This window comes from Mycobacterium sp. DL, assembly GCF_039729195.1.
In the GTDB taxonomy this organism is placed as follows: Bacteria; Actinomycetota; Actinomycetes; order Mycobacteriales; family Mycobacteriaceae; genus Mycobacterium; species Mycobacterium hippocampi_A.
This window is the reverse complement of record NZ_CP155796.1, coordinates 4,462,784-4,485,243: the sequence shown is the minus strand read 5'-3', so window position 1 is coordinate 4,485,243 and position 22,460 is coordinate 4,462,784. Positions and strand designations below refer to the sequence as shown.

Genomic DNA, 22,460 nt, shown 5'->3' with positions numbered 1-22,460 from the left:
CGAGCCTGCCGGAATGCAATTCCGGCGGTCAGAGGCGGTCGTTGATCCCGGTTCGCAGCAGTTCCAGGGCATGCCGGCACAACCGGTCCAACTCCGGCAGCGAGCGGTCCTCGCCGAGCATCCACACCTCCATCGCGCCGAACACCGCGGCCGCGATACACCGTGCGGTGACGGTGACCCGCATCCGCTCGTCGGTGCCGGGCGCGGGAGGGTCCGCACCGCCCAGATGTCCTTCGACCGCCTCGGCGAAATCGGCCTCGACCTGGCGGAGGTGGCGCAGAATCCGTCCCGGGTCGAGTTCCTGTGAGCGCATCGTGGCGATCTCGGCGACGGCCCAGTCGTCGTACGGCGAGGCCATGATCGCCGACTGCACCGATTCGATGATCGACTCATCGGCAGAGCGCGCGGCGAGTGCCGCGCGGAACCAGTGCAGTCCGGCGTCGTAGTCGGCGAACAGCAGATCGTGTTTGGACGCGAAGTGTCGATAGAACGTCCGCAGCGATACCCCGGCATCTGTGGCGATCTGTTCGGCCGACGTGTCCTCGACGCCCTGCGCGAGAAATCGGACCACTGCCGCCCGTCGCAGGGCTTCCCTGGTGCGCTCACTGCGCGCCGTCTGGGCCGGTCGGACCATCTGCGTAAGTTACCCCACCCCGCAACGTCAATATTGACAAAAGCTTCACCTGTGGCCGACGGTCGTCGCAGCCCTGTTGACAGGTCGGCCCCCGTCGCTTTGACTTGCTGGTCAACGAGTTTGCCGACGATCCATTCGACGTCGCGACCGATCCGCCGGGAGGGGCGCAACGGCGGCGCAGTTTTCAGACGGCGCCGGCACGAATTGAGATCGAGCACATGACCATCAAGAGATCGCGGTGTAGCGCCGCGGATCACAGGGGGCACGGGTGAAAGTTCGTCATCTGAACTGCGGGACGATGCAGCCCCCCGGGGTGGGGCCGCTGGTGTGTCATGTGTTGCTCATCGAAACCGACAGCGGGTTGGTGCTGATCGACAGCGGCTTCGGCTCGTTGGACTGTGCCAAGCGGGCCCGCTTCGGGCAGATCCGGCGCCACCTCATCCGTCCGGTGTTCGACCCTGCCGAAACCGCCTTGAGCCAGATCGAGAAGCTCGGGTACGAGCGCTCCGACGTCCGCCACATCGTCCTCACCCACTTCGACGCCGACCACATCGGAGGCATCGTCGACTTCCCCGACGCACAGATCCACATCACGGCCGCAGAAGCCGTCGGCGCCATGCGGTCCCGCTCATACCGCGACCGCGTGCGCTTTCGCTCCGTGCAGTGGGCGCACGGCCCCAGGATCGTCGAGCACGACGTCACCGGGGAGGCATGGCGTGGTTTCGCGGCCGCCAAGGAACTCTCGGAGATCGCTCCCGGCTTCGTGTTGGTGTCCCTGCCCGGTCACACCCGGGGGCATGCCTGCGTTGCTGTCGATGCCGGCCATCGTTGGATACTGCATTCCGGCGACGCCTTCTACCACCACGGGACCATCGAGGGTTCTCCGCCGACACCGGTGGCGACAGCCAAGCTCGAGAAGCTCATCGCCTTCGATCGGAAGATGGTGCGGAACAACCATTTACGCCTCGCCGAGCTGCACCGTCGCCAGGACCCGGACCTGATGATCGTGTGCTCGCACGACGCGGTGCTCTACGAGCGGGCCAGGGCTACCGCGCTGGTGTGATCAGGTCGGGACGCCGACGCACGCCGGTAGACCACCACCCGCCCGCCCAGGTGCGGCGCAGTCGCAATGCCACGCGATCTGCGGCGCTCCGCGGGAGCGTTGGTGGTCGAGAACTCGAAGTCGCGCAACAGTTCTCGAAGGGTGACCGTCATCTCCATGTTGGCAAAGGCGGCACCGATGCAGCGTCGGACGCCTCCGCCGAACGGGATCCACGTGAGCGAGTCCGGACTCCGGCCGACGAACCGGTCCGGGTCGAACTGCTGCGGCTCGGCGAAATCACGCGGCGAGTTGTGCATCAGCGCGATGCTGGGCATGATGCCGTGACCTTCGGGGACTACCCAGTCCCCCAGGCGGATCCGTTGCTTGGCCACCCGGAACATCGCCTCGACGACCGGTCTGGTCCGCTGAACCTCCCAGACGGTGGCCTGCGTGAGTTCGGTGCCACCGGTATCGACTTCCGCAGTCAGGCGACACAAGAGCTCCGGATGTCTGCGCAGCCGCTCCAGCGCCCAGGCCAACGTGGTGGCGGTGGTTTCGTGGCCTGCCGCCAGCAGCGTCAGCAGCTCGTCGGCGATGTGCTCGTCGGCGATCCTCGACCCGTCCTCGTGGCGCGCACTCATCAGCAGCGCCAGCACGTCCCTGCGATCGTCGAACCCGGGATCGGACCGTGCCTGGGCGATGAGCGAGGCGATGATCTTGTTGTAGCGGGTGCGCGATCTCAGCACCCGGCCCCACGGACTCCACGGTCCGAGATCCTTGCGCAGCGCCGGGGGCAACACCACCATCAGTGACGCCAGCGGGACCATCGGGGGAAGCAAGCGACGAAGCTCGTCGAGCTCGGCGTCACGGGCCCCGAACACCGCACGCAGGATCGCGTTGAGGGTGATCCGCATCATCGGTTCCAGGGTCGAGAACTCGCGGCCCTCCGGCCAATTCGCGGTCTCCCTGCTGACTTCGTCGGCGACGATCGCTTCGTAATCGCTCATCCGTCTGCCGTGGAACGGGGGAAGCAGCACCTTGCGCCGAGCGCGGTGCTCGTCACCGTCGAGACTGAACGACGAGCCGGGGCCCAGCACCGCACCGAGGTTGGAAGCGCGGTTGACCAGCTCGCTGTTGGCTGCGAAGAGCTCCCGGACCAGCGCCGGTTCGCTGATCACCATGGTGTGACCGAAGATCGGCAGATCCACCGTGAAGCTCTCGCCGTATCGTGCGGAGATGGCGGCGAGAGCCCGGCGGCGTGCGGTGAAAAAGCCCAGCGCAGCGGCGACTTTCGGGATAGGTGGACCCGGCGGCAAGCGGACGGGATCGGTGGTGACCTCAGCCATCGTCAGCCCCCGTGCGGGCTCAGCAGGGCGATCGACGCGTCGACGGCCTCGTCGGTGACGTCGCTCATCCGGCCGCCCTCCTCCACGGTGATCGCCGTCAACTCGCGCAGACCACCGAGCAGCATGATGATTCGCCGCCGCGAGACCGGACCGATGCCGGCCGCGCGGAATTCATCGGTGGCGCCGAGTGCGCCGACCATGTCGATGAAGCTCTCCATGGCATCTCGCTGCAGTCCCCGGGCTGCGGCCCCCAGAGCGGGCACGTCCCGGATCCAGCTGACCATCAGCGCCGAGCGCGCCTCCCCGGACGAGATCCACGCCTCGATGGCCTGACGCACCTGCTTCTGCCACGGCGCGCTGGGATCGACGGCGTCGGAGATCTGTCGGATCTGCGCGGCGTTCGCGTCCGAGAGCAGCGCGACGAAGCACGCCTCCTTGCTGTCGAAATGCTCGTAGAAAGTCCGTCGTGAGGTTCTCGCCCGCCGGACGATGGTGGCGACCGTGGTCTTGACGTAGCCGTCCTCGGCGATCGACGCCTCCAGGGCAGCGAGCAGCCGCCGACGAAAGTCGCCCCTGTCGGCGTCGACGCTGCTGTCCGGGTCCGTGCTAGTCATGTCTGGGACATGATTCCACGACTACCTGCAGTAGTTGCGGGTGGCGAAGTCGACGGCCTGCCGATACAGCGGGTCCAGGCCACGTGCGTGGATCACCGCCACCTTGGCTGCATCGAGGTCGGCGCGACACATCGGCGAGTGCAGCACCTGCCACTCGTCGGCCATCTCGGTGACCATCGTTCGGTTGAGCCCGTCGATGGTGGACCGCGAGGCCGACAGATCGGGCGCGTCGACAGGAGCCACCGCGGGGTCGAACTTCCACTGAGCAAGCCGGGTGTACTGGATGGCGGTGGTGGCGTCGATCTGGTCGCGGAACACGGTCGTCACGTACGCCGGGTCGATGTCGCGGTCGGTCGCCTCGCCGGCGACGGCGTCGAGGACCTGCTGCTCGCGCGTGGGGTCCTCGATCAGCCCGCCGTCGAGGAACTTGGAGGCGGCCACCGGTTCGGCGACCTGCAGTCGCTGCGCGGCGGCGTCCACCAACGGAAACAGCGGGTTCGGTGGTTGGCCGGATGCGGCAGGGGCGACGGAGAGGACCGCAGCAAAAGCGGCACACGAGGCGACAGTGCGCATCAACCAGTTGATCATGCTGTGGCCAGGGCCGGGACCGAACCGGCGACCTTCCGCGTCTCGGTCGGCAGTTCTCGACACGCCGTATTCGATTTCATTCGTCCACTGTATGCAGGGACTTCTCCACGCTGGGATTGCCGTCGATTTCTTCTAATTCTCGGCGCACCGCGGGCGATAACGTCGGATAACCGTCGGTTCATGCGCCGCTCACTTCTTGCGGCGTTTTCTGCGCTGTCGAACTTCGGGCACATTCAGCGTCGACACCGACCTACGCATGAACTTGTCAAAATGGGGGACTGTGAACGCAGCGTAGCCGTGACTGGGGGTATACAGCAGCCCCTTTTCAATCAGTCCGGACCTCGTCGGGCCACATTGTTCCGAAGTTCGGTTGAGCAACTTGGCGACCTCACTCGCCAACTGCGGCTCGGGGCCGAGTTCAGCCATAGCCCGCAGAAATGCGGTCTCCAACTCCGTGGCGCGGTCAAGCCTCACCCTGAAGAAGCTGCTGTCGGGCTTGCCTTCATACACTGCCTTGGCGGCCGCGAGATCGACCCTGGCGATGCGGCCGTCGGAGGCGAGGGTCCAGACGGCGTAGCCCAACTCCTGGATAAAGTAGGAGTATCGGCCGGAAGGAGCACATCGCCAGGAACTGGGCAGCCGCCGCGCCGATGAGAAAGCCCGTCTTGAACTGATTCCCAGTCCTCCCGCAGGAAGTGGCGAAGCGTTGCCGGTGCGGTCACCTCGTACCGCTACGGGAGGCCAGCCCGAACAGCCACCATACAAGCCGACCGGCAGGAGGATGAGTCCTTCCCGGCGACGAGCAATGCCGCGAGGGGCCCAATCAGCCAGCCCTTGACACCCCCGATCAGCGTCAAGTCCTTCCCGAGTAAGGCCGCTGACACAGCTAGCACCAGAGTCACGAACCCTGTCGCCCCAGTCAGCGCCCCCCGCCGCCCGCGTGTTGAGGCCGCTGCGGCGCTCGCTCCGCCCTCAGTTCAGCTTCGATAAGGTCAAGTCCACTGACGTGGTGTACGACGTCGTCGTGTGATTCTTCGAGGTGATGGTTCAGGCGGTCAGTGCCGCCGGGGTGTCCTCCTGTTCGGTCGGTGAGTTGTTGTCGGCGCGTGATTTGCTCGGGACGTCGAGGCCGAGGTAACGCCGCGACTCGGCCCATTCATCGTGTTGCTCGGCCAGCACGGCGCCGACGAGGCGGATCAGCGCGGCACGGTCGGGGAAGATGCCCACGACGTCGGTGCGCCGCCGGATCTCCCTATTGAGCCGCTCCTGGGGGTTGTTGGACCAGATCTGGCGCCAGATCTGCTTGGGGAAGCTGGTGAACGCCAGCAGATCCGACCGGGCGGCTTCCAGGTGCTCAGCGGTCTTGGGGAGCTTGTCGGCCAGGGCGTCGATGATCCGGTCATATTGTGCGGCAACGGATTCAGAATCGGCTGGTCGAACACCGAGTGCAGCAGGGTGCGGACCCACGGCCAGGAGGACTTCGGAGTGACGGCCATCAGGTTGGTCGTGTAGTGGAACTTATGCCGACGTCGGCATAAGTTCCATTACGCCGACGTTCGGATTATGCCGATCTGGGTGGTGTCTGCGCTGGTGATGGGACCGGGCGGGCTGTTGAAGTCGGCATAATCGGGCGCTCGGACGCGCGACGCTTTTCTTCTCTGTTCATTACGAGAAGGAGGCGTCATGGGAAGTCCGGATCGGGTCCGGGTGGCGGGGCCGCTGGCCGCGTTCAGCAGTGGTTTTGCTGCCGAGTTGGTTCGGCTGGGGTATCGGCCGAATGCGAGCGCTAATCAGCTGCAGTTGATGGCGCATTTGAGCCGGTGGATGATGCAGAGCGGCCTTGCCGCCGATGGACTGACGGCGTCGGTGCTGGCGGATTTCCTCGCCGCACGACGCGCTGCGGGTTATCGGTTGTGGTTGTCTCCCAAAGCGTTAACGCCGTTACTCGAATACCTGCGCGGGGTGGGTGTGACGCCGGTGGAGCCGGACCCGCAGCCGGGAGGGGCGGTGGAGACGCTGTTGGCCCGCTACCGCGGCTATCTGGTGGGTGAGCGGGGATTGTCGGCTGCCACTGCCGCGTTGTATGCCCATCTGACGAGGCCGCTGCTCGTGAGCCGGATGGCGGGTGGTGAACTGGATGTGGCGTCGCTGACCGCGGCCGATGTCATCGGGTTCGTGCGGGTGTCGTGCCCTGGACGTGCGGTGGGAACGGCGAAGCTGATCGTGACCGCGGTGCGGTCGCTGCTGGGCTTTCTGCACGTGGACGGCGTGATCGGCTCGTCGTTGGCGTCGGCGGTTCCGTCGGTGGCCGGCGGGACAGGTCTCGGCGTGCCGCGGGGCTTGGACCCCGACGCGGTCGCACGGCTGTTGGCTTGCTGCGACCGCAGCAGCCCGATGGGTCGGCGGGATTACGCGATGCTTGTGCTGCTGGCGCGACTGGGGTTGCGGCCGGGTGAGGTCTGCTCCTTGCGGCTTGACGATATCGATTGGCGTGCTGGTGAGCTCGTCGTCACGGGCAAAGGGCATCGGATTGAGCGGTTGCCGCTGCCGGTGGACGTGGGCGAAGCGGTGGCCGATTACCTGCGCGACGGCCGTCCGGCGACCGTCGATTGCCGGACCGTGTTCGTGCGGTTCCGTGCCCCGCACCGGTCCTTGTCGGTGTCCGGCGTGACCGACACCGTCCACCGGACAGCCGCGCGAGCCGGGCTGGGCTGCATCAGAGCACGGCAGTTACGGCACACCGCGGCCACGGCGATGGTGCAGGCGGGAGCAGCGCTCCCCGAAGTCGGTCAGGTGCTGCGCCACCGCCGCCTGTTGACCACCAGCATCTATGCCAAGGTCGACATTGAGGGCCTGCGTGAACTGGCCCGCCCGTGGCCCGGCGGTGCGGCATGAATCCGCTACGACAGGCGTTGGTCGACTATTTGAGCCTGCGCCGATCCCTCGGCTACGCGCTGCAGCGTCCCGAGAAGCTGCTTAACCAGTTCCTCGATTACCTCGAAGAGCGCAACGCGGCGGTGATCACCGCCGATCTGGCGTTGGCGTGGGCGCGGCTACCACAAGACGCCAGCCCCCTGTGGTGGGCGCATCGCCTCACCGTCGTGCGGGGGTTCGCCGCATATCTGCATGTCCTCGACGAGGCGCATGAGGTGCCGGCCAGCGATGTGTTGCCGTGGAAATCCCACCGTGCCAACCCGTATCTCTACACCGACGCCGAGATCGCCGCGCTGATCGCCACTACAGCCACGTTGCGATTTCCGTTGCGGGTGGCGACCTACCAAACCCTGATCGGGCTGTTAGCGGTCACCGGGATGCGGGTCGGCGAGGTGATCGCCCTCGACGTCGACGATTTCGACGCTGAGCGCGGGGTGCTGCTGATTCGGCACGCCAAAGGCGGTGGCGCACGCCAGCTGCCATTGCATCCCAGTACCACAGCAGCCGTTCTGACCTACCTGCAGCGCCCCGACCGACGATCAACGGCCCACACGACGGCCCTGCTGATCTCCCCGGCGGGCACCAGGCTGCTCTACTGCAACATTCAGTGGACGTTCCAGAAACTGTTGCGGCAGGCCGGCATCGGACCCCGGTCGTCGTCGTGTCGGCCACGCATCCACGATGTGCGGCACAGCTTTGCCGTGTCCAGCCTCCTCGACGCCTACACCGGCGATCTGGACATCGATCGCCGACTGACCCTGCTGGCAACCTATCTCGGCCACCGCAGCCCCGCAGGCACCTACTGGTATCTGTCGGCCGCGCCCGAACTGCTCGCTGCAGCCCTGCACCGGCTCGACCACAAAGACGAGGATCGGTCATGACCGCGCTGGCTCCAACCCTGCAGGCGTTCTTCACCGACCGGCTCCGCCAACAACGCCACGCCAGCGACGAAACTGTCCGCGCCTACCGCGACGCCTGGAGGCTGCTGCTCGGTTTCGCCGCCGCGCGAGCCGGTAAGCAACCCTGCTCACTGGACATCGACGACATCGACAGCGACCTGATCGCCGCGTTCCTCGATCACCTCGATCGCGATCGGCACAACAGCGTGCGCACCCGCAACGCCCGGCTCTCGGCGATCCACTCGCTGTTCCACTTCGCTGCGCCACGCCACCCTGAACACGCCGCCACCATCAGCCGCGTCCTGGCCATGCCGTCCAAACGCTTCGAACGAGCTCTGGTCACCTACCTGACCACCGAGGAGGTCGACGCCCTGCTCGCGGCACCGGATCTGACAACCCGAACCGGACGACGCGATCGGGCGCTCATCCTGCTGATGGTTCAAACCGGCTTACGCATATCCGAGCTAATCATGCTGCGCGGTAACGATATTCACCTCGGGGCCGGAGCCCACGTCGCCTGCCACGGCAAAGGACGCAAAGACCGGATTACACCGCTGACCAAACCGACCGTCAACGCCCTACGCCACTGGATGGCCGAATCCTCAATCACGCCAACAGATCCGATCTTCTCGACACGATCCGGGAAATCACTGAGCCGCGACGCCATCGAGCGCAGATTTGCCCATCACCAACACACCGCCGCCCTCGCCTGCCCGTCGATGAACGCCAAACACGTCACCGCCCACGTGTTACGGCACACCGCGGCCATGCGGCTGCTCGAAGCCGGCGTCGACACCACCGTCATCGCACTGTGGCTCGGACATGAACGCGTCGACACCACCGCGATCTACCTGCACGCCCACCTCGACATCAAGGAGAAAGCCCTCGCCCGCACCACCCCACCGCATACCCGGCCCGGTCGCTACCACCCGCCGGACGCGCTACTGGCGTTCCTCGAAGGCCTCTGATTATGCCGACTTCAACAGCCCGCCCGGTCCCACCACCAGCGCAGACACCACCCAGATCGGCATAATCCGAACGTCGGCGTAATGGGTGCGGCAGCGCCGCCACGCCGCCCCGGGCAGGGTCGCGCCGATCGCGGCGACCAGCCCGGTGTGGGCGTCGCTGGTGACCAGCTTGACTCCCGAGAGGCCGCGGGCGGTCAGCGACCGCCAGAACGTCAGCCAGCCCGCCCCGTCCTCAACCGTGGTGACGTCGATGCCGAGGATCTCGTGGTAGCCCTCCTTGTTGACCCCGACGGCGATCAGGGCGTGCACGTTGACCACCCGGCCGCCTTCGCGGACCTTGAGCACCAGCGCGTCGGCGGCGACGAAGGTGTACGGGCCGGCATCCAGGGGCCGGGTACGGAAGGCCTCGACGGCGGCATCGAGTTCCTTGGCCATCACCGACACCTGCGACTTCGACAGCGACGTGACGCCCAGGGTCTCCACCAGCTTGTCCATCCGCCTCGTCGAGACACCGAGCAGGTAGCACGTCGCCACTACCGTGGTCAGCGCCCGCTCGGCCCGTTTGCGGCGTTCCAGCAGCCAGTCCGGGAAATAGGACCCCTGCCGCAGCTTCGGGATGGCGAGATCCAATGATCCTGCGCGGGTATCGAATTGACGGTGCGGGTAGCCATTGCGGGAGTTGGTGCGCTCGGTGCTGCGCTCGCCGTATCCGGCGCCGCACAGCGCGTCGGCCTCGGCACCCATCAGGGTGGATGAACGTGGCCAGCAGCTCGCGCAGCACGTCGGGGTGGGTGGTGGTGAGTCGTTCGGCCAGCACCGTGGGCAGGTCGATATTGTGGGCAGCGGTCATCGCGTGTGTTCCTTCTTTGCTCGAGTGACTTTGGTCGGTCCCTCGAAGAATCACGCGATGACCCTCAATCACTCGGCTACGACACGCCGGTACCGCTGATCAGGTCCGACTCGTACACCACTCTGCTGGACGCAACCCTTCGATAAACGCGGTGTACGGCCGTCCGCGTGCTGCGGTGCGTCAACGATCCTGTCACGCCTGCTCTCAGATGGGGCGGATCCGGCATTGGCCAGCGAAGTCGATTAGTGCGACATACGAAAGCCCGCTAGGCATTTGACCGCCTGACCTGCTCTTCTTCGGTAGAGATGCCAAGAACCGAACTCGGTGCAGAATACGATTGAGCGGCGGGAATGCTGATTGCAGGACGCAAGAGCACGCCGAGAAACGCTTGACGACCTGTGGAACGTCGAGCGTGTTGAGGGCCGACGGCTGCCGCGATCTCGGCTGAGGCTTCGTCACCCTCCTGTCGGACGACCGGCGGAGCCGGCCCGGCTCAGGGAGGGGCGATACCGACGCGGGTGACACTGTTCGACGGCAGATGCTCACCTAGGTGGATGGAGAGACCATAATCGTCGGATATGAAGCGATGGGAGCCCCGTTTCGATGCGGGGGCGAGCCGACGAAGCCACGTTGCGCCCAAGGTACGGGTCTCCCGAGGGCCGCGGGGTGAAGCCGAATGACCGTTGACGGCCAGCACGCCGATACTGCCGTACGCAAGATCCTGGTCGGCACGATGAAAGCGTTGAGCAGGCAGGGCACCCAGAAGCTATCCGTGAGTGACATCTGCAAGGCGTCACATGTCGCCCGTGGCACCTTCTACCGGTACTTCAACAACAAGGAAGAGGTTCTGGCTGCTGTCGGCCGGCATTTCGAGGTGGGCATCGCCGCGGCGTTCGAGGCTGCGATCGAGGCGGATCCCGACCCGGCAGTACGGGTCAAGGTCGTGTTGGACACGCTTATCGCCTATCGAGCCTCCGGCGGTGACTTGAACCGAATGCTCGATGTGGCACCGGAATTCACCTTGACGCTCATCCGGGACACATTTCCCCAACTGGTCGACGTGGTGACCGCGGCGCTGGGCCCAGCGGCCGAAGAGTCGCCGCTCGTGACAAGTGGAGCTTTGACGAAACGTCAGCTCGGAGATCTGTTTCTGCGCAGTGTCATGTCGATGCTGTTGTTGCCGGGTAGTCGTTCCGATGAAGTCCCCGCGCTGGTGGCTTCGCTGTTCAGCGACCCTCGGGACGCCAAGCCTCGTCGATGACGTCACACCAACGCCAGCGCCGGCTGCCATCCCGGTTTCATCGAGTCGCAATCATCCCAGCCTCACGGCGACGGCGGCAGCAACATTGACTGCCACGTCTTGTTCTGGTCGGCGCCTTCAGCAAGATTGGACTGCGTGTAGACCCGGCCATCGGGTCCCAGGTACGTGCCCGTTGCAGGGTTGTACGCCGCTGCGGCTACCGGCGGCGGCGATGCGGGCGGCGGAGCGGCTTGAAGTGCGGGCGGCGATCCCGGTGGCAGTTGCGGGACCGACTGCCCCGTAACAGTGGCGTTCGGGTCGCCCTTCCAGTTGTATCCGTCGTTGAGGGGCACGTAGTTCTCGTCGCTTTCGCACATCTTCACCGTCGGCGCGCGCTTGCCGGGCACGGTCGTGCAGGGGACGTTGCGCGCCCCGCGGACGCTCAGCGGTGAATCCTGCGGCACCCGGCAGTACAGGTCGCCTTCCGGACGCTTGGGGTAGTCCACTTCGCTGGCCGGCCGCCGCTGCTGAGCGGGCAGAAAGCCGGTGGTGCACGCCGGCGGCAGGTTCAGATTCAGGTTGAAGTCGAGGTAGAAGCCCCGGTAGTCCTGCTTGGCGTGAAGATTCGGTACCAAGCCGCCGCCCATGATGGCGGTTCCCTGTGGGAGCAGCACCAGCAACTGCTCGATGTTGTCCTGGTAGGTGATCGCGACATCGCCGACGGCGACGAGGTTGGCGAGCAGGATGGGAACAGTCGGGCGCACTCGCTCGAAAAGTCGCCTCACTTCCTCGGCAGTGGGTGGCCCCTTCTCCAGGATGCCCGCGACGGCGCGGTCCTGCTTCTCGAGCTGGCCGGTAAGGTCTGCCAGGTTTGCGGCCCATGCCTGGATCTCGTCCGCCGAGTCGGCCTGCGAGTCCAGTACGGGCGCCGACTGGTCGATCAGGCCGATCAAGGGAAGCAGCTCCTTCCTGGCGTCGATGGCCAGGGTCGTCGACCCCTTCACTATTCGGGAGAGTTCGGGCCCGAGGCCACCGATCGCGGTGTAGCTCTCGTCGACAACGGTTTTCAGGTTACCGAGAGGGATCGCACCCAGCGCGGTGTTGGTCGCGTCGAGCAACGAATTGATGTCCGAAGGCACCGATGTCCGCTCCCGCGGTATCACGTCACCCTCACGCAGCGGCCGGGCACTGCCATCGCGCGGCAGCAACGCGACATACTGTTCACCAATTGCCGATTGGCTGTGTACCTCAGCGTCGAGGTCGGAGGGGATCTCGATGTCGGAGTTCAACGCGAGTTCGGCCTCGACACCGGTTCCCGCCACTCGCACATCAACGACCCGCCCCACCTTGGTGCCGCGGTAGGTGACGTTTCCGCTCTTGTACAGGCCACCTGACTCGGGAAGCTGGACTGTCACGGTGTACTGACCGACACCGGGCACGAGGCTGGACAACTTGATATAGCCGAAGACTGTCACCGCGATCGCAATTGCTGACACCGCCGCGAACACCGCGAGCTTGATCCGTACTTGCCGCTCTAAGCGCATTACGGTCCCTGATCGTGCTGGTAGGGGAAAGTGAGCGGATTGCCCGCGGTGTAAGGACTGGGCTGCTGGCCGATTGTGCGACCCCACTGCGCCTCCAGCTCGGTCAGGCTGCCCTCGAAGCGGGTGCCGGTCAGCAGCGCCGAGTCGAGGCGGCTCAATGTCAAGTCCAGCACCAGCGTGAGGTTGGCGAAGTCGCCGCGAAACCACTTGGGAATCAGTTCTTTTGCCCACGGAAATGTTGTGAGAAAGCTCAACGATCTGGTCATCGACGGGCCGGCGTTGGCCAGGGACTCGAGCACCGGGCCAAGGTCCTTCAGCTCCTGAACCAGGGCTTCCTTGGTGAGGTTCACCGAGTCTGCGACGAGCGCGCCGAACTCACCGAGCTTGTCGACCACTTCCGCCAGCTGTTCTCGCTGCTCCTCCAGGACGGCCAGTGCGTCGGGAAAAGTACGCAGGCCACGGTCCACCACGGGTTTCTGCTCGGCAAACTGGCCGACCAGGTCGTTGACGTTCTCCGTGGCGGCGATGATGTCGTCGGTTTGCGCACTCAGCCGGCCGATGAACACGTCCAGCTGTTCGATCAGGCTCCGAAGATCCTTCTCTCGGCCGGCGAACGCGGTGCTGAACGCCGCGGTGATGTCCTGGACTTGGCCGATCCCGCCACCGTTGAGCACCAGCGATAGCGCTGCCAATGTCTCCTCGGTGGTCGGGTAGCCGCCCGTCGCGGACAACGGGATCAGCGATCCGCTGTGCAGCCGGCCCTGCGGCGGTGCGTCGACCGGGGGTGCGAGCTCGATGTGCAGTGAACCCAGGAGACTTGTCTGACCGATCGTCGCAGTGACGTTGGCAGGCAGCGACACATCACCGTCGAGTCGCATAGTCACCAGTGAGTGCCAGTCCTGCCGCTCAATGGCGGTGACGTTGCCAACCGTCACGTCACCCACCCGCACGCGCGAATTCTGTTGGATGTTCGTCACATCCGGCAGCTGAGCTTTGATCTCGAACGAGCCCGGGCCATCGCCCGCGGTTCCGGGTAGCGGAAGAGAGTTCAGCCCGCGCCAGCCGCAGCCCGAGAGTCCTATTACAGCGGTGAGCACCAGCACCAACCCCGACTCACGGGCGTGACGGGACCGCGTCACGACCCGCCTCCGGAGGGGATCATCAAGCCGGGCAGGCCGTCGGCGGGGTTGGTGGCGACCGCCTCGGCGGGCAGCAACGGAGCGCTGTCCGCGGGCCTTGAGGTGTCCGCCGGTGGTGGTGTGTCAGGCGCCGGCGGAATGTAACCGGGACGTAGCCGGTCCTCGCTGTAAGTCACCTCGTTCGGCCGGGCCTGGGCGCCGATGAAGAGGTTCTCTCCGAGTGGTGGAAAGTTGTACTGACGATTCTTGATGATCGGAGCGAGGTATTGCGCGCACAGCTTGGCCGATTGTTCGCCGTTCATCCGTGACGCCGCCTGCACAGCACCACAGAGGAACGAGATGGTGTTGGCGAAGTTGTTGATGACCAGCGCGCCCGACAGGGCACCTTGGGCAGGCTGCCAGATGTTGTTGTAGTTGTTGAGCGCCGTGGGTGCAATGTGCAGCGTCTGCTTCACATCGTCGAGGCTGTCCGTGACTGCCTGGGAAACGGACGCCAACTTGTCCGATGTAACGCCCAGTGCTTCCCGGTTCTCGGCCACGAAGCTCTGGACCTCGCCCACTGCGCCGTTGAGGTCCTGCATTGCGATACCCACCGCGCCCGGATCTGCTGTCAGCAATGCGGTAACCGCGGCAAGGTTGCCGTTCAGCTGCTGCATCAGATCCGAACTGGCTCGCAGAGCCGCCACCAGAATGGAGAGGTTCTTCACGGTGCCGAAGATGTCGGTGCTGTGGTCGCTGAGCGCAGAAATCACCCGCGAGAACTTGATGATCGCGTCACGGATGTTGACGCCCTCGCCCCGGAGGTTGTCCGCGGCTGTGTTGATGAAGGCGCCCAGCGGAGCAACGCCGCCGGGTTCGCTCGGCTGCAGCATCTCGGTGAGCGAGTCGAGTTGCGTACGGAAATCGTCCCATTCGACGGGGACGGCGGTGCGATCTTCGGGGATCACCGCGTTGTCCCCCATGACGGGGCCGCCCGAGTACGCCGGAGTCAACTGAACAGCGCGCGCCGTGACCAGCGACGGTGAGAGGACCGCAGCGTTGGCGTCGGCGGGCACCTTATACCTGGCGTCGTACCAGAAGATCACCTTGACGCGGTCGGGCTGCGGTTCGATCTTGGCGATCTCGCCGACCGGAACGCCCAGGATCTGTACCTCGTCACCGGCGAACAGACCGTTGCTGTTCTCGAAGTACCCGACGACGGTGACCCGGTCGGCGGACTTCAGCTCGGGCAACACCGTAACCAGGCCGGCGATCAGCAGCAGCACCAGGACCGACGCCAAGCCGATCCTGCTGCCGCGCAACGCGGTCACGCCCCATCCTCCGCAGGCGGTCCGGGCGGTGGGCCCCCCGGCGGCGGTTGTGGGAGCGGTGAACTGTACGGGTAGCGGGGATCGCCCGGCTTGCCGGTGATGGCGTCGGGCAGCGTCAAGTTCGGCTCCCCGCCCTGCCCCGTGCGCGGATACGGCACCGGCAGGGGCGGTGTCCCCGGCTGACCGACTGCGGGATCGGAGAGTTCCGATGGCAGCAGGACGTTGGGGTCCAGACCGAGATCGGAAAAAGCCGCGTCGATGAACGGTTGAATGAACTGACCGGGGAGCAGATTAGCGACATAAGCCTTGAAGAACGGGCCAGCTGCCACCGCCTCACCCAACGACATCGCATACGCATTGAGTCCCTTGATCGCCTCCTGCACGCGATCTTTCCGATTGTCCACGATCGTCAGCACGCCATTCAGCTTGTCCAGCGCGGGCTTCAGCTGTGCGCGATTGTCGGCCACCAACCCCGACAGCTGCCGTGACATCGCGGAGATGTTGGATGCAACCGTCTGCAGTGCGTTGCTCTGATTCTGCAGCTCCACCATCAGCGCGTTGGTGTCGGAGATGAGGCTGACGATCTGGGCGCTGCGTTCGGACAACACAGACGTGACCTTGTTGACGTTGGCGAGCAGGTTGCGCAATTGCGCGTCTCGGGCATCGATCGTCTGCGACAGCCGGGCCACACCCTGTACAGCGACCTTGAGTTCGGGTGGCGTCTCGGCGAAAGTCTGTGCCAACACCGACAGCGAGTCGGATACCTGATCGGTGTCCAGGCCGCTGATAGTGGTGGTCAGATCGCCGAGGGCATCGGGCAGCTGATAAGCCGGTGTAGTCCGTTCCAGCGAGATCGTGCCCGACAACCGGCCGTCGCCGCGCGGTGTCACCTCGAAGATTTTGGTGCCCAACAGACTTTTGGTCTTCACCGCCGCTTCAGTGCGGTCGCCGAGCGTGATGTCTTTCGATACATCGAAGGTGATCAATACACGGGGTCCGTCCAGCTCGATGCTCGACACCTGACCGACGCGTGTACCGAAAACCTGAACGGCGGCGCCTGGTCTGAGTCCGCCGGCCTCCGCGAGATATGCCGAGTAGGTATGGTCCTCCGAAATAAAGGGAAGCTTGTCGTACAGCGTTGCGGCCACAACGATTCCAACCGTCAGCGCGCAGCCGACAGCGCCAGTGATCAAGGAATTGCGTTCAGCGAAAGATTTCACTGAGGTGTACACCTTCCGGTTGACTGGCCCGCCAACTTGACGAACACGGGCTGACCGCCCTTGCCGTTGACCTTGAGGATCAGGTCGCACAGATAGAAGCTGAAGAAATCGCCGTACATCCCTTGCCTGTTGAGTTGCTGGTAGGCGTCGGGGAGCGTGTTGAGCAGATCGTCGACGTAGGCGTGGTCGGCGACGACGATCCCTGCGGCACGGTCGGTCTGTGCGACCGTGCTCTTCAACGGCGGGCGAGCTTGGGTCAGGAGGTCGGCGATCGACGTCGCGGCCGAGTCGATGTTGGCCAGGCCATTGCTGATCTCGGTTCTGCGTTGCGCCAGTCCCGCCACCAGTTCCGACAGTGAATCGACAGCCTTGCCGAACTGGTCGCTCTGACCGGCCAGCGAGCCAAGCACGGTGTTGAGGTTTTTGATCACCTGTCCGATCAGATCGTCGCGGTCGGCAAGTGTGCTCGTCAACGCTGATGTCTGCGCGAGGAACGAGGCAACCGTCGTACCCTGACCTTCGAAGGCCGAAATCAATTGTCGGGTCAGCGTATTGACCTGGTCGGGGTCGAGCGCACGGAACAGGGGCCGGAAACCGCCGATGAGCGCGTCCAAGTCGAGCGCAGGCGTCGTCCGGTCCAGGGGAATGGTCTGCCCGGGCTCGAGCCTGTCGGCGACACCGGCCCCCTCCTCCAAAGCGAGAAACCGGCCGCCGATGAGGTTGTCGTATCTGATGACGGCTTTGGTGCCCTGGGTGAGAACCACCGAATCGTCCGTACTGAACTCGACGAGTGCGAACGCGTTCCGCTCCACCGAAACCTTTTCGACCTTGCCCACCTCAACGCCGGCGATGCGGACGAAGTTGCCTCTCTCCAGCCCGGCCACGTTGGCGAACTCGGCGTTGTACGCCTTTGCGGCTTGGAACCGCCACTGCCCGAGAACAACGTAGAGGCCGAACAAGGTCAGGGCGCACACCGTGACGAAGATGGCCAGTCGCCAGATGGCGCCTGCGAAGTTGTCTCTCACGGCTGCGCTCCTGACATGCCCGCGGGAGGTAACGGCGGGCCGACGGGCGGTGCGGGTGGCCCGGGCGCCGGAAGCGGCGCCGGCGGCCCTTCGCCACGAATGCTTGGTGGCTCGGGCACGGCGCGTGTGACCGGAAAGTAGTTGACATACCACGGGTGGCCGATGCCCGGGTTGGGCCGGAAACCACCTCCGGTGCCCCACCCTGTGTCCGTGACCATCTGCCGCACCGGATAGTTCTTGCTGGCGTCAGGAAGGGAGCCGCAGCCCGGCTTACCACCGGGCCCGCCCTTGGCGCCGATCACGGGCAGGTTCTGCGGGTACTTGTACTCGTCATCGCCGAGCAGAAAGGTGGCGTCCAAGATGCCTGTTCGGCCGTCACCCTCACCGAGGGTATGTCGGCCACCGTTGTCGAGAAACCAAGTGGCGCCCAGAAGCATGCAGGTGTAGGAGGGGTTGTACTTCATCAACAGGTTCGTCGTGGGCTCGAGCACATTGATGGCATGGACCAGGTTGTCCTGGTTCGGCGCCAGGAGATCGGTTCCGCTGCGGGAGAATCCGATCATGTTGAGCAGCAGCGCGTCGAAATCCGCGGCGCGAGCGGTGATGGTCGTACTTGTGGTGCTCACCGCCGAAAGGCTCTTGATGAGGTTCTGCGCAGCAGCACTGTAGGCGGCGCTGAATCCGCTCAGCGACCGGAGGTCTTCACGCACGGTCTCCATTCGCGGGTTCACCGCCAGCAGAACCTCGTTCGCGTCGGTGGTCGCCTGCCCGATGATCTCACCCTTGCCGCGAACTCCCTCCGCCAACGCCGTCAGCGTGGCGTTGAGCTTGGCGGGATCGATTTGTCGCAACAGAAGCACGAGGTTTTCGAACACAGTGTTGACCTCGGTGCTGACGTTGACGGCTTGTAGCGCCGTTCCCGCCGTAATGCGTGCGACGGCGGGATCGTCTGGGTAGATCAAGTCGACATACTTGGCGCCAAAGACCGTGGAGGCCCTGATCTGTGCTCTCGTGTTGGCCGGAAGGTGCTGGACTTCGTCCGGGTCGATCTCCAGCTGCAGACTGACCCGTTCTGCCCCTGCGGTCACCGAGCCGACGCGTCCGACCTGTACCCCGCGGAACCTGACCTTGGCACCGGTCTCCATGATCAGACCGGAGCGGTCAGACGTCAATGTGACCGGGACAAACGACCGGAACGATCCCTTGAACAAACCAGCCGACAACAGCATCAGGGCGACGATGACGATGAGCAGGATCGCCGTCCACCAACCCAGGTACCTTTGGCCTCCAGAGGATTCCATGCTCAGTACCGGACCGCGCCGAGGTCGCCGGCATCGTTGATCACAGACACCTAAGCTCCCGAGAATTGGAAATCGCCGCTCTGTCCATAAATGGCAAGCGAAGCGAACAAAATCACGAACACCGCTGCGATCAGCGACGTACGAACCGCACGACCAACAGCTTCCCCGACGCCGGCGGGTCCTCCGGACGCCGTGAAGCCGTAATAGGTGTGCACCAGCATCACGACAAAGCCCATCAATACCGCCTGAAACAGTGACCAGAGGATGTCGGAGGGCTGCAAAAACGTCGAGAAGTAGTGGTCGTAGATGCCGGTCGCCTGCCCGTAATACACAGTGGTCGCGAAACGCGCGGACATGAAAGACATCCACACCGCGATGCAGTACAGCGGGATGACCACGATGACGCCGGCGATGACCCTCGTCGAAGCCAAGTAGGCGACGGAGCGGATACCCATCACCTCGAGTGCGTCGATCTCCTCATTGATTCGCATCGCACCCAACTGGGCGGTCGTGCCCGCGCCGATGGTGGCGGACAGGCTGATGACCGCGGTCAGCGGTGTGACGATACGGCCATTCACGTAGGCGGACACGAAACCGGTCAGGGCCTCGACGCCGATGTCGCTCAGCGAGCTGTAGCCCTGGATCGTGACAAGCGAACCCGCTGTCAGGGTGAGGAAACCGACGATGCCCACTGTGCCGCCGATCATGGCCAGCGCGCCGGCGCCCAAGCCCATTTGCGCGATCATGCGCAGGGTTTCGCCCCGGTAGTAGACGAGGGCCTCCCACACAGAGCCGAGCGTCTTCGCGTAAAACCGCGCCTGCGCACCGATCCGTCGCCAGCCGGCCACCCAGCCGTCCAAGCGGTGCGTCAGGCCGGGAAACCGCGGGCCGGCCACGCTGAGGCTCATGCCGTCGCCTTGATGCCGACAGCGGTGACGATGACGTTGATGACGAACAGCGACACGAACGAATAGACCACCGTTTCGTTCACTGCGTTGCCTACGGCCGCCGGTCCCCCACCGACCGAGATTCCCTTGTAGCAGGCGAGGAGACTGGCGGTCAGACCGAAGAGCCCAGCCTTCACCAGAGCTATGCCCAACTCGGGTGCGCCGGTGAGCAGTGTGATGCCCGCGACGAAGGAACCCGGTGTCACGTTCTGGACGAATACCGAAAAGCCGAAGCCACCGACGAGGCCCGTCACGATCACCACGCCGGACAGCAGTAAAGACACCAACGTGGCTGCGAGCACTCGAGGTACCACCAGCGCCTGAACGGGATTGATCCCCAGGACGCGAAGCGCGTCGAGTTCTTCGCGGATGGTGCGGGAGCCGAGGTCGGCGCACATCGCGGTCGCGCCCGCACCCGCCACCACCAGAACACTGACGAGGGGACCGATCTGCGTGACAGCGGCAAGGGCTGCACCGCTGCCGGAGAAGTCACCTGCACCGAACTCCAGCAACAGGACGTTCAACGTGAAGACCGTGAGCACAGTGAACGGAATGGACAGCATCAACGTGGGAACCAGCGATACCCGGGCGACGAACCAGGTCTGCAGGATGAACTCCCGCCCGGCAAATGGCCGGCGCGGAATCTGCACCATGGTGTCCGCCGCGAGCGCGAAGAAATCCCCGAGTGCTCGGACCGGCTTCGCCACCGAGTGAGACGAGGTCACCGTGACCTCTCTGACGAAACCCTGGTGAGGTTGCTGAAACGCAGCGCGAGCTGCTGTCCGGTGACACCGTCCGCGAAGGGGCGCGGTCGCAGCGAGAGTGGGCCGCACCGCCGCAGGCGCTGCCAGGAGACATGTGCACGAGACGGGTGAAGTGTCATTGCGACGATACTTTAGTTTCATAACAATAGTGGGTCAAGGGGGGTCTGAGATCTGGAACACAGCACGTGCGATGCCGCCGCCCGTCCAAGATGACCCGACATGACAGAATGCACGATACACGTTGTCGTCCAACCTATTACGCTGCGCTAACGGCGGGATGTCGCTCCGCTAATACGGTCATCAGCCACCATCTCGGGCGCCTCCGATCCTCCTTCAGAGGTCGCCAACGTATCGCTGGAACTAGCCGGCGTCGGTCGGCACCACGGGAGAGGCTGCGCTCTGAAGCGCGCACATGAAGAGACGCCCGACGGGGCGCCGTAGCAACCGCCAGATGAGCGTCGATGCGATCAGAAGATGTTCGACCCGGGCCGCATTTAAGTTGCTGAATTACATACAGCACAGGCTGGAACGAACTTCCTGATTTGTCATCGGGAACGACAGATTGAACATATACCACTGCAAATGTTCATCAGGTTGAATTGCGATATTATCCCTGCACCAGGGAGTTTTTCCGCATCCGCGGTGAACTGGACGCGAAAGGCCGATCCGGTGGCAACTAAGGCGACTACACAGGCGCGCATTTTCGACGGCGCCCTCCACGCGCTCGCGCGGCAGGGACCGAGAAAGCTGGCGATGAGCGATATCGCCGACGAAGCCGGGTTGTCGGTCGGCACGTTGTACCGCTATTTCAAGAACAAGGACGAACTGATGCGCTCGCTCGGCGATCATTTCGTCGAGAAGCTGCAGTCAGTACTTCAGCAGGCGATCGAAGACAATCCCCGACCGGCTGACCGGCTGCAGATCGTTGTCGACGTGATGCTGCGATTTTGGCTGGAGAATCCGGCGACCGTACAGATCGGTCAACTCGAACCAGGTTTCGTACTGGACTACATCAGACGGGTGACCCCCAAACTGTCGAAAGTATTGCACGACGCCATCGAGCCCGTGCTCAAGGACAGCACCGCCGTCCTCAGTGGATCAGTGACCTTGGACGAGGTGGCAGATCTAATTGTGCGAATGGCTTTTTCGCACTACTTCATGCCCTCGAACGATTATCGGGAGTTCCGTGACGTCCTGGTCGTCCTCGGTGCATCAGCCGGGCTCGAACCCAGAAGGACCCGCGCCAGAACCGCCAACAAAGCCGCCAGCTGAGGCGGTCACAGCAACTTTTCGCCCACGGTGTTGCGAAGAACGCCGACGCCTTCTACCTCCGCCTCGACGATGTCGCCCGCCTGCAGATATCGGCCATCCTCAAACCCGACACCGTCCGTCGTGCCGGTGAACACGATGTCGCCGGCAGCCAATGGCATCCTGGCGACGACATAATCCAAGCACTCGTCGATGCTGAAGATCATCTTGCCGGTGCGATCATGCTGGCGCTGCTCACCGTTGACCCGCAGAGAGATACCGACATCGATCTGACCGGACCCACCGAATTCATCCTTGGTGGTGATCCACGGTCCCACCGGCGTCGTTCCACCGAGAGCTTTGATGGAGAATAGATCCAACCCCCCGCTCATCGGCACGGCGGCATCACGAGCGCTGACGTCGTTGCCCACCGTGTAGCCCAAGACGGCATCGGTGAGCCGTCCACCGGGGTGACCCACCGGCTGGGCCATCACCACCACAAGTTCGACCTCGAAGTCCAACTGCTCAGTGATGACGGGATTGGCCAGGACGTCACCGTGACCGATGATCGCCGCATGGGGCTTAAGGAATCCGAGCGTGCTTTTCGGCCGCTCGGTGACGCCCAACTTCTCCAGGTGGGACCAATAATTCATGCCGACTCCCACGACGGTGGACGTCGGCGTGATCGGCGGCAGCAGCCGAACATCCGCCAATTTCAACGGCGGTCCACTGAAATCGAAGGATGCCCGACCTTCGGCGGCTGCCGCGCCCCAGTCAGCGATGTCGCCGAAAAAGGGCTGCACTGTCGCGTTGTCGACATCCACCACCGCCCAGGAATCATTGTCCG

Annotated in this window: 20 protein-coding genes and 2 pseudogenes; 6 read left to right on the top strand and 16 right to left on the bottom strand. The window is 64.4% G+C overall.

The genetic code is table 11. The annotated features are described in order from the left end of the window. Positions 1 to 28 precede the first annotated feature (28 nt). Positions 29 to 634 carry a TetR/AcrR family transcriptional regulator gene (locus ABDC78_RS21475; protein ID WP_178361865.1) on the bottom strand — a complete coding sequence of 202 codons (606 nt, stop codon included), beginning with the start codon at positions 632 to 634 and terminating at the stop codon, positions 29 to 31. 268 nt (positions 635 to 902) lie between these two features. Here ABDC78_RS21475 and ABDC78_RS21470 point away from each other — a divergent pair, with 268 nt between their 5' ends. Further along, positions 903 to 1,697 (top strand): MBL fold metallo-hydrolase, encoded by a 795-nt coding sequence (locus ABDC78_RS21470; RefSeq protein WP_178361864.1) that lies wholly within the window; start codon positions 903 to 905, stop codon positions 1,695 to 1,697. Here ABDC78_RS21470 and ABDC78_RS21465 read toward each other — a convergent pair. From ABDC78_RS21465 to ABDC78_RS21445, 5 genes and pseudogenes are all read right to left on the bottom strand, one after another. Then, a complete protein-coding gene (locus tag ABDC78_RS21465) occupies positions 1,664 to 3,022 on the bottom strand; it encodes a cytochrome P450 (RefSeq protein ID WP_178361863.1) in 1,359 nt (452 codons plus the stop codon). The two genes, ABDC78_RS21470 and ABDC78_RS21465, sit on opposite strands and share 34 nt — an antisense overlap. A gap of 2 nt (positions 3,023 to 3,024) precedes the next feature. After that, entirely contained in the window at positions 3,025 to 3,636 is a 612-nt protein-coding gene (locus ABDC78_RS21460; protein WP_178361862.1) for a TetR/AcrR family transcriptional regulator, read from the bottom strand. Between the two features lie 21 nt (positions 3,637 to 3,657). After that, positions 3,658 to 4,209 (bottom strand): chorismate mutase, encoded by a 552-nt coding sequence (locus tag ABDC78_RS21455; protein WP_256736438.1) that lies wholly within the window; start codon positions 4,207 to 4,209, stop codon positions 3,658 to 3,660. A gap of 204 nt (positions 4,210 to 4,413) precedes the next feature. After that, a complete protein-coding gene (locus ABDC78_RS21450) occupies positions 4,414 to 4,806 on the bottom strand; it encodes a hypothetical protein (RefSeq protein ID WP_178361860.1) in 393 nt (130 codons plus the stop codon). Between the two features lie 465 nt (positions 4,807 to 5,271). Next, positions 5,272 to 5,738: pseudogene (locus tag ABDC78_RS21445) on the bottom strand (transposase); the annotation flags it as partial. A 169-nt stretch (positions 5,739 to 5,907) separates the two neighbouring features. On the opposite strand from ABDC78_RS21445, the gene ABDC78_RS21440 reads away from it, so the two are divergent. Genes ABDC78_RS21440 through ABDC78_RS21430 form a run of 3 tightly spaced genes read left to right on the top strand, consistent with a single transcriptional unit; the run spans position 5,908 to position 9,025 of the window. Further along, a complete protein-coding gene (locus ABDC78_RS21440; protein WP_178361859.1) occupies positions 5,908 to 7,119 on the top strand; it encodes a site-specific integrase in 1,212 nt (403 codons plus the stop codon). Further along, entirely contained in the window at positions 7,116 to 8,039 is a 924-nt protein-coding gene (locus ABDC78_RS21435) for a tyrosine-type recombinase/integrase (RefSeq protein ID WP_178361858.1), read from the top strand. The genes ABDC78_RS21440 and ABDC78_RS21435 overlap by 4 nt, the downstream gene beginning before the upstream one ends. Next, a complete protein-coding gene (locus ABDC78_RS21430; RefSeq protein WP_178361857.1) occupies positions 8,036 to 9,025 on the top strand; it encodes a tyrosine-type recombinase/integrase in 990 nt (329 codons plus the stop codon). Before ABDC78_RS21435 ends, ABDC78_RS21430 begins: the two co-directional genes overlap by 4 nt. A 75-nt stretch (positions 9,026 to 9,100) precedes the next feature. Here ABDC78_RS21430 and ABDC78_RS21425 read toward each other — a convergent pair. Continuing rightward, a pseudogene (locus ABDC78_RS21425) lies at positions 9,101 to 9,875 on the bottom strand (IS256 family transposase); the annotation flags it as partial. 676 nt (positions 9,876 to 10,551) lie between these two features. Between ABDC78_RS21425 and ABDC78_RS21420 the strand changes: the two are divergent. Next, positions 10,552 to 11,136: a TetR/AcrR family transcriptional regulator gene (locus tag ABDC78_RS21420; RefSeq protein WP_178361856.1), complete on the top strand. Its 585-nt coding sequence runs from the start codon at positions 10,552 to 10,554 to the stop codon at positions 11,134 to 11,136. 62 nt (positions 11,137 to 11,198) lie between these two features. On the opposite strand, the gene ABDC78_RS21415 is transcribed toward ABDC78_RS21420, so the two are convergent. The 8 genes from ABDC78_RS21415 to ABDC78_RS21380 are packed head-to-tail and all read right to left on the bottom strand — an operon-like array spanning position 11,199 to position 20,254. After that, the gene (locus ABDC78_RS21415) at positions 11,199 to 12,659 is read right to left on the bottom strand and encodes an MlaD family protein (protein ID WP_178361855.1); all 1,461 of its coding nucleotides are present in this window, start codon (positions 12,657 to 12,659) and stop codon (positions 11,199 to 11,201) included. Then, complete coding sequence (locus ABDC78_RS21410; RefSeq protein ID WP_178361854.1) at positions 12,659 to 13,798, bottom strand: MCE family protein; 1,140 nt, start codon at positions 13,796 to 13,798, stop codon at positions 12,659 to 12,661. The genes ABDC78_RS21415 and ABDC78_RS21410 overlap by 1 nt, the downstream gene beginning before the upstream one ends. Then, a complete protein-coding gene (locus ABDC78_RS21405) occupies positions 13,795 to 15,108 on the bottom strand; it encodes an MCE family protein (RefSeq protein WP_178361853.1) in 1,314 nt (437 codons plus the stop codon). Before ABDC78_RS21405 ends, ABDC78_RS21410 begins: the two co-directional genes overlap by 4 nt. Next, the gene (locus tag ABDC78_RS21400; RefSeq protein WP_178361963.1) at positions 15,105 to 16,328 is read right to left on the bottom strand and encodes an MCE family protein; all 1,224 of its coding nucleotides are present in this window, start codon (positions 16,326 to 16,328) and stop codon (positions 15,105 to 15,107) included. Before ABDC78_RS21400 ends, ABDC78_RS21405 begins: the two co-directional genes overlap by 4 nt. Then, positions 16,325 to 17,353, bottom strand: a complete 1,029-nt coding sequence (locus ABDC78_RS21395; protein WP_178361852.1) for an MCE family protein — start codon at positions 17,351 to 17,353, stop codon at positions 16,325 to 16,327. Before ABDC78_RS21395 ends, ABDC78_RS21400 begins: the two co-directional genes overlap by 4 nt. Next, a complete protein-coding gene (locus ABDC78_RS21390; RefSeq protein ID WP_178361851.1) occupies positions 17,350 to 18,654 on the bottom strand; it encodes an MCE family protein in 1,305 nt (434 codons plus the stop codon). Before ABDC78_RS21390 ends, ABDC78_RS21395 begins: the two co-directional genes overlap by 4 nt. 50 nt (positions 18,655 to 18,704) lie before the next feature. Further along, positions 18,705 to 19,562, bottom strand: coding sequence for an ABC transporter permease (locus ABDC78_RS21385; RefSeq protein ID WP_178361850.1), 858 nt, complete (start codon positions 19,560 to 19,562; stop codon positions 18,705 to 18,707). Next, complete coding sequence (locus ABDC78_RS21380; RefSeq protein ID WP_218621476.1) at positions 19,559 to 20,254, bottom strand: ABC transporter permease; 696 nt, start codon at positions 20,252 to 20,254, stop codon at positions 19,559 to 19,561. Before ABDC78_RS21380 ends, ABDC78_RS21385 begins: the two co-directional genes overlap by 4 nt. Positions 20,255 to 20,947: 693 nt before the next feature. Between ABDC78_RS21380 and ABDC78_RS21375 the strand changes: the two genes are divergently transcribed. Beyond that, the gene (locus ABDC78_RS21375; RefSeq protein ID WP_178361848.1) at positions 20,948 to 21,637 is read left to right on the top strand and encodes a TetR/AcrR family transcriptional regulator; all 690 of its coding nucleotides are present in this window, start codon (positions 20,948 to 20,950) and stop codon (positions 21,635 to 21,637) included. A 5-nt stretch (positions 21,638 to 21,642) separates the two neighbouring features. On the opposite strand, the gene ABDC78_RS21370 is transcribed toward ABDC78_RS21375, so the two are convergent. Continuing rightward, entirely contained in the window at positions 21,643 to 22,440 is a 798-nt protein-coding gene (locus ABDC78_RS21370; RefSeq protein WP_347133186.1) for a fumarylacetoacetate hydrolase family protein, read from the bottom strand. Positions 22,441 to 22,460: the final 20 nt, after the last annotated feature.

Coding starts and splice junctions, on each gene's coding strand:
- ABDC78_RS21475 (WP_178361865.1), bottom strand. CDS start 634: ATGGTCCGACCGGCCCAGACGGCGCGCAGTGAGCGCACCAGGGAAGCC.
- ABDC78_RS21465 (WP_178361863.1), bottom strand. CDS start 3,022: ATGGCTGAGGTCACCACCGATCCCGTCCGCTTGCCGCCGGGTCCACCT.
- ABDC78_RS21460 (WP_178361862.1), bottom strand. CDS start 3,636: ATGACTAGCACGGACCCGGACAGCAGCGTCGACGCCGACAGGGGCGAC.
- ABDC78_RS21455 (WP_256736438.1), bottom strand. CDS start 4,209: ATGCGCACTGTCGCCTCGTGTGCCGCTTTTGCTGCGGTCCTCTCCGTC.
- ABDC78_RS21440 (WP_178361859.1), top strand. CDS start 5,908: ATGGGAAGTCCGGATCGGGTCCGGGTGGCGGGGCCGCTGGCCGCGTTC.
- ABDC78_RS21435 (WP_178361858.1), top strand. CDS start 7,116: ATGAATCCGCTACGACAGGCGTTGGTCGACTATTTGAGCCTGCGCCGA.
- ABDC78_RS21430 (WP_178361857.1), top strand. CDS start 8,036: ATGACCGCGCTGGCTCCAACCCTGCAGGCGTTCTTCACCGACCGGCTC.
- ABDC78_RS21420 (WP_178361856.1), top strand. CDS start 10,552: ATGACCGTTGACGGCCAGCACGCCGATACTGCCGTACGCAAGATCCTG.
- ABDC78_RS21415 (WP_178361855.1), bottom strand. CDS start 12,659: ATGCGCTTAGAGCGGCAAGTACGGATCAAGCTCGCGGTGTTCGCGGCG.
- ABDC78_RS21390 (WP_178361851.1), bottom strand. CDS start 18,654: ATGGAATCCTCTGGAGGCCAAAGGTACCTGGGTTGGTGGACGGCGATC.
- ABDC78_RS21385 (WP_178361850.1), bottom strand. CDS start 19,562: ATGAGCCTCAGCGTGGCCGGCCCGCGGTTTCCCGGCCTGACGCACCGC.
- ABDC78_RS21380 (WP_218621476.1), bottom strand. CDS start 20,254: ATGGTGCAGATTCCGCGCCGGCCATTTGCCGGGCGGGAGTTCATCCTG.
- ABDC78_RS21375 (WP_178361848.1), top strand. CDS start 20,948: ATGTTCATCAGGTTGAATTGCGATATTATCCCTGCACCAGGGAGTTTT.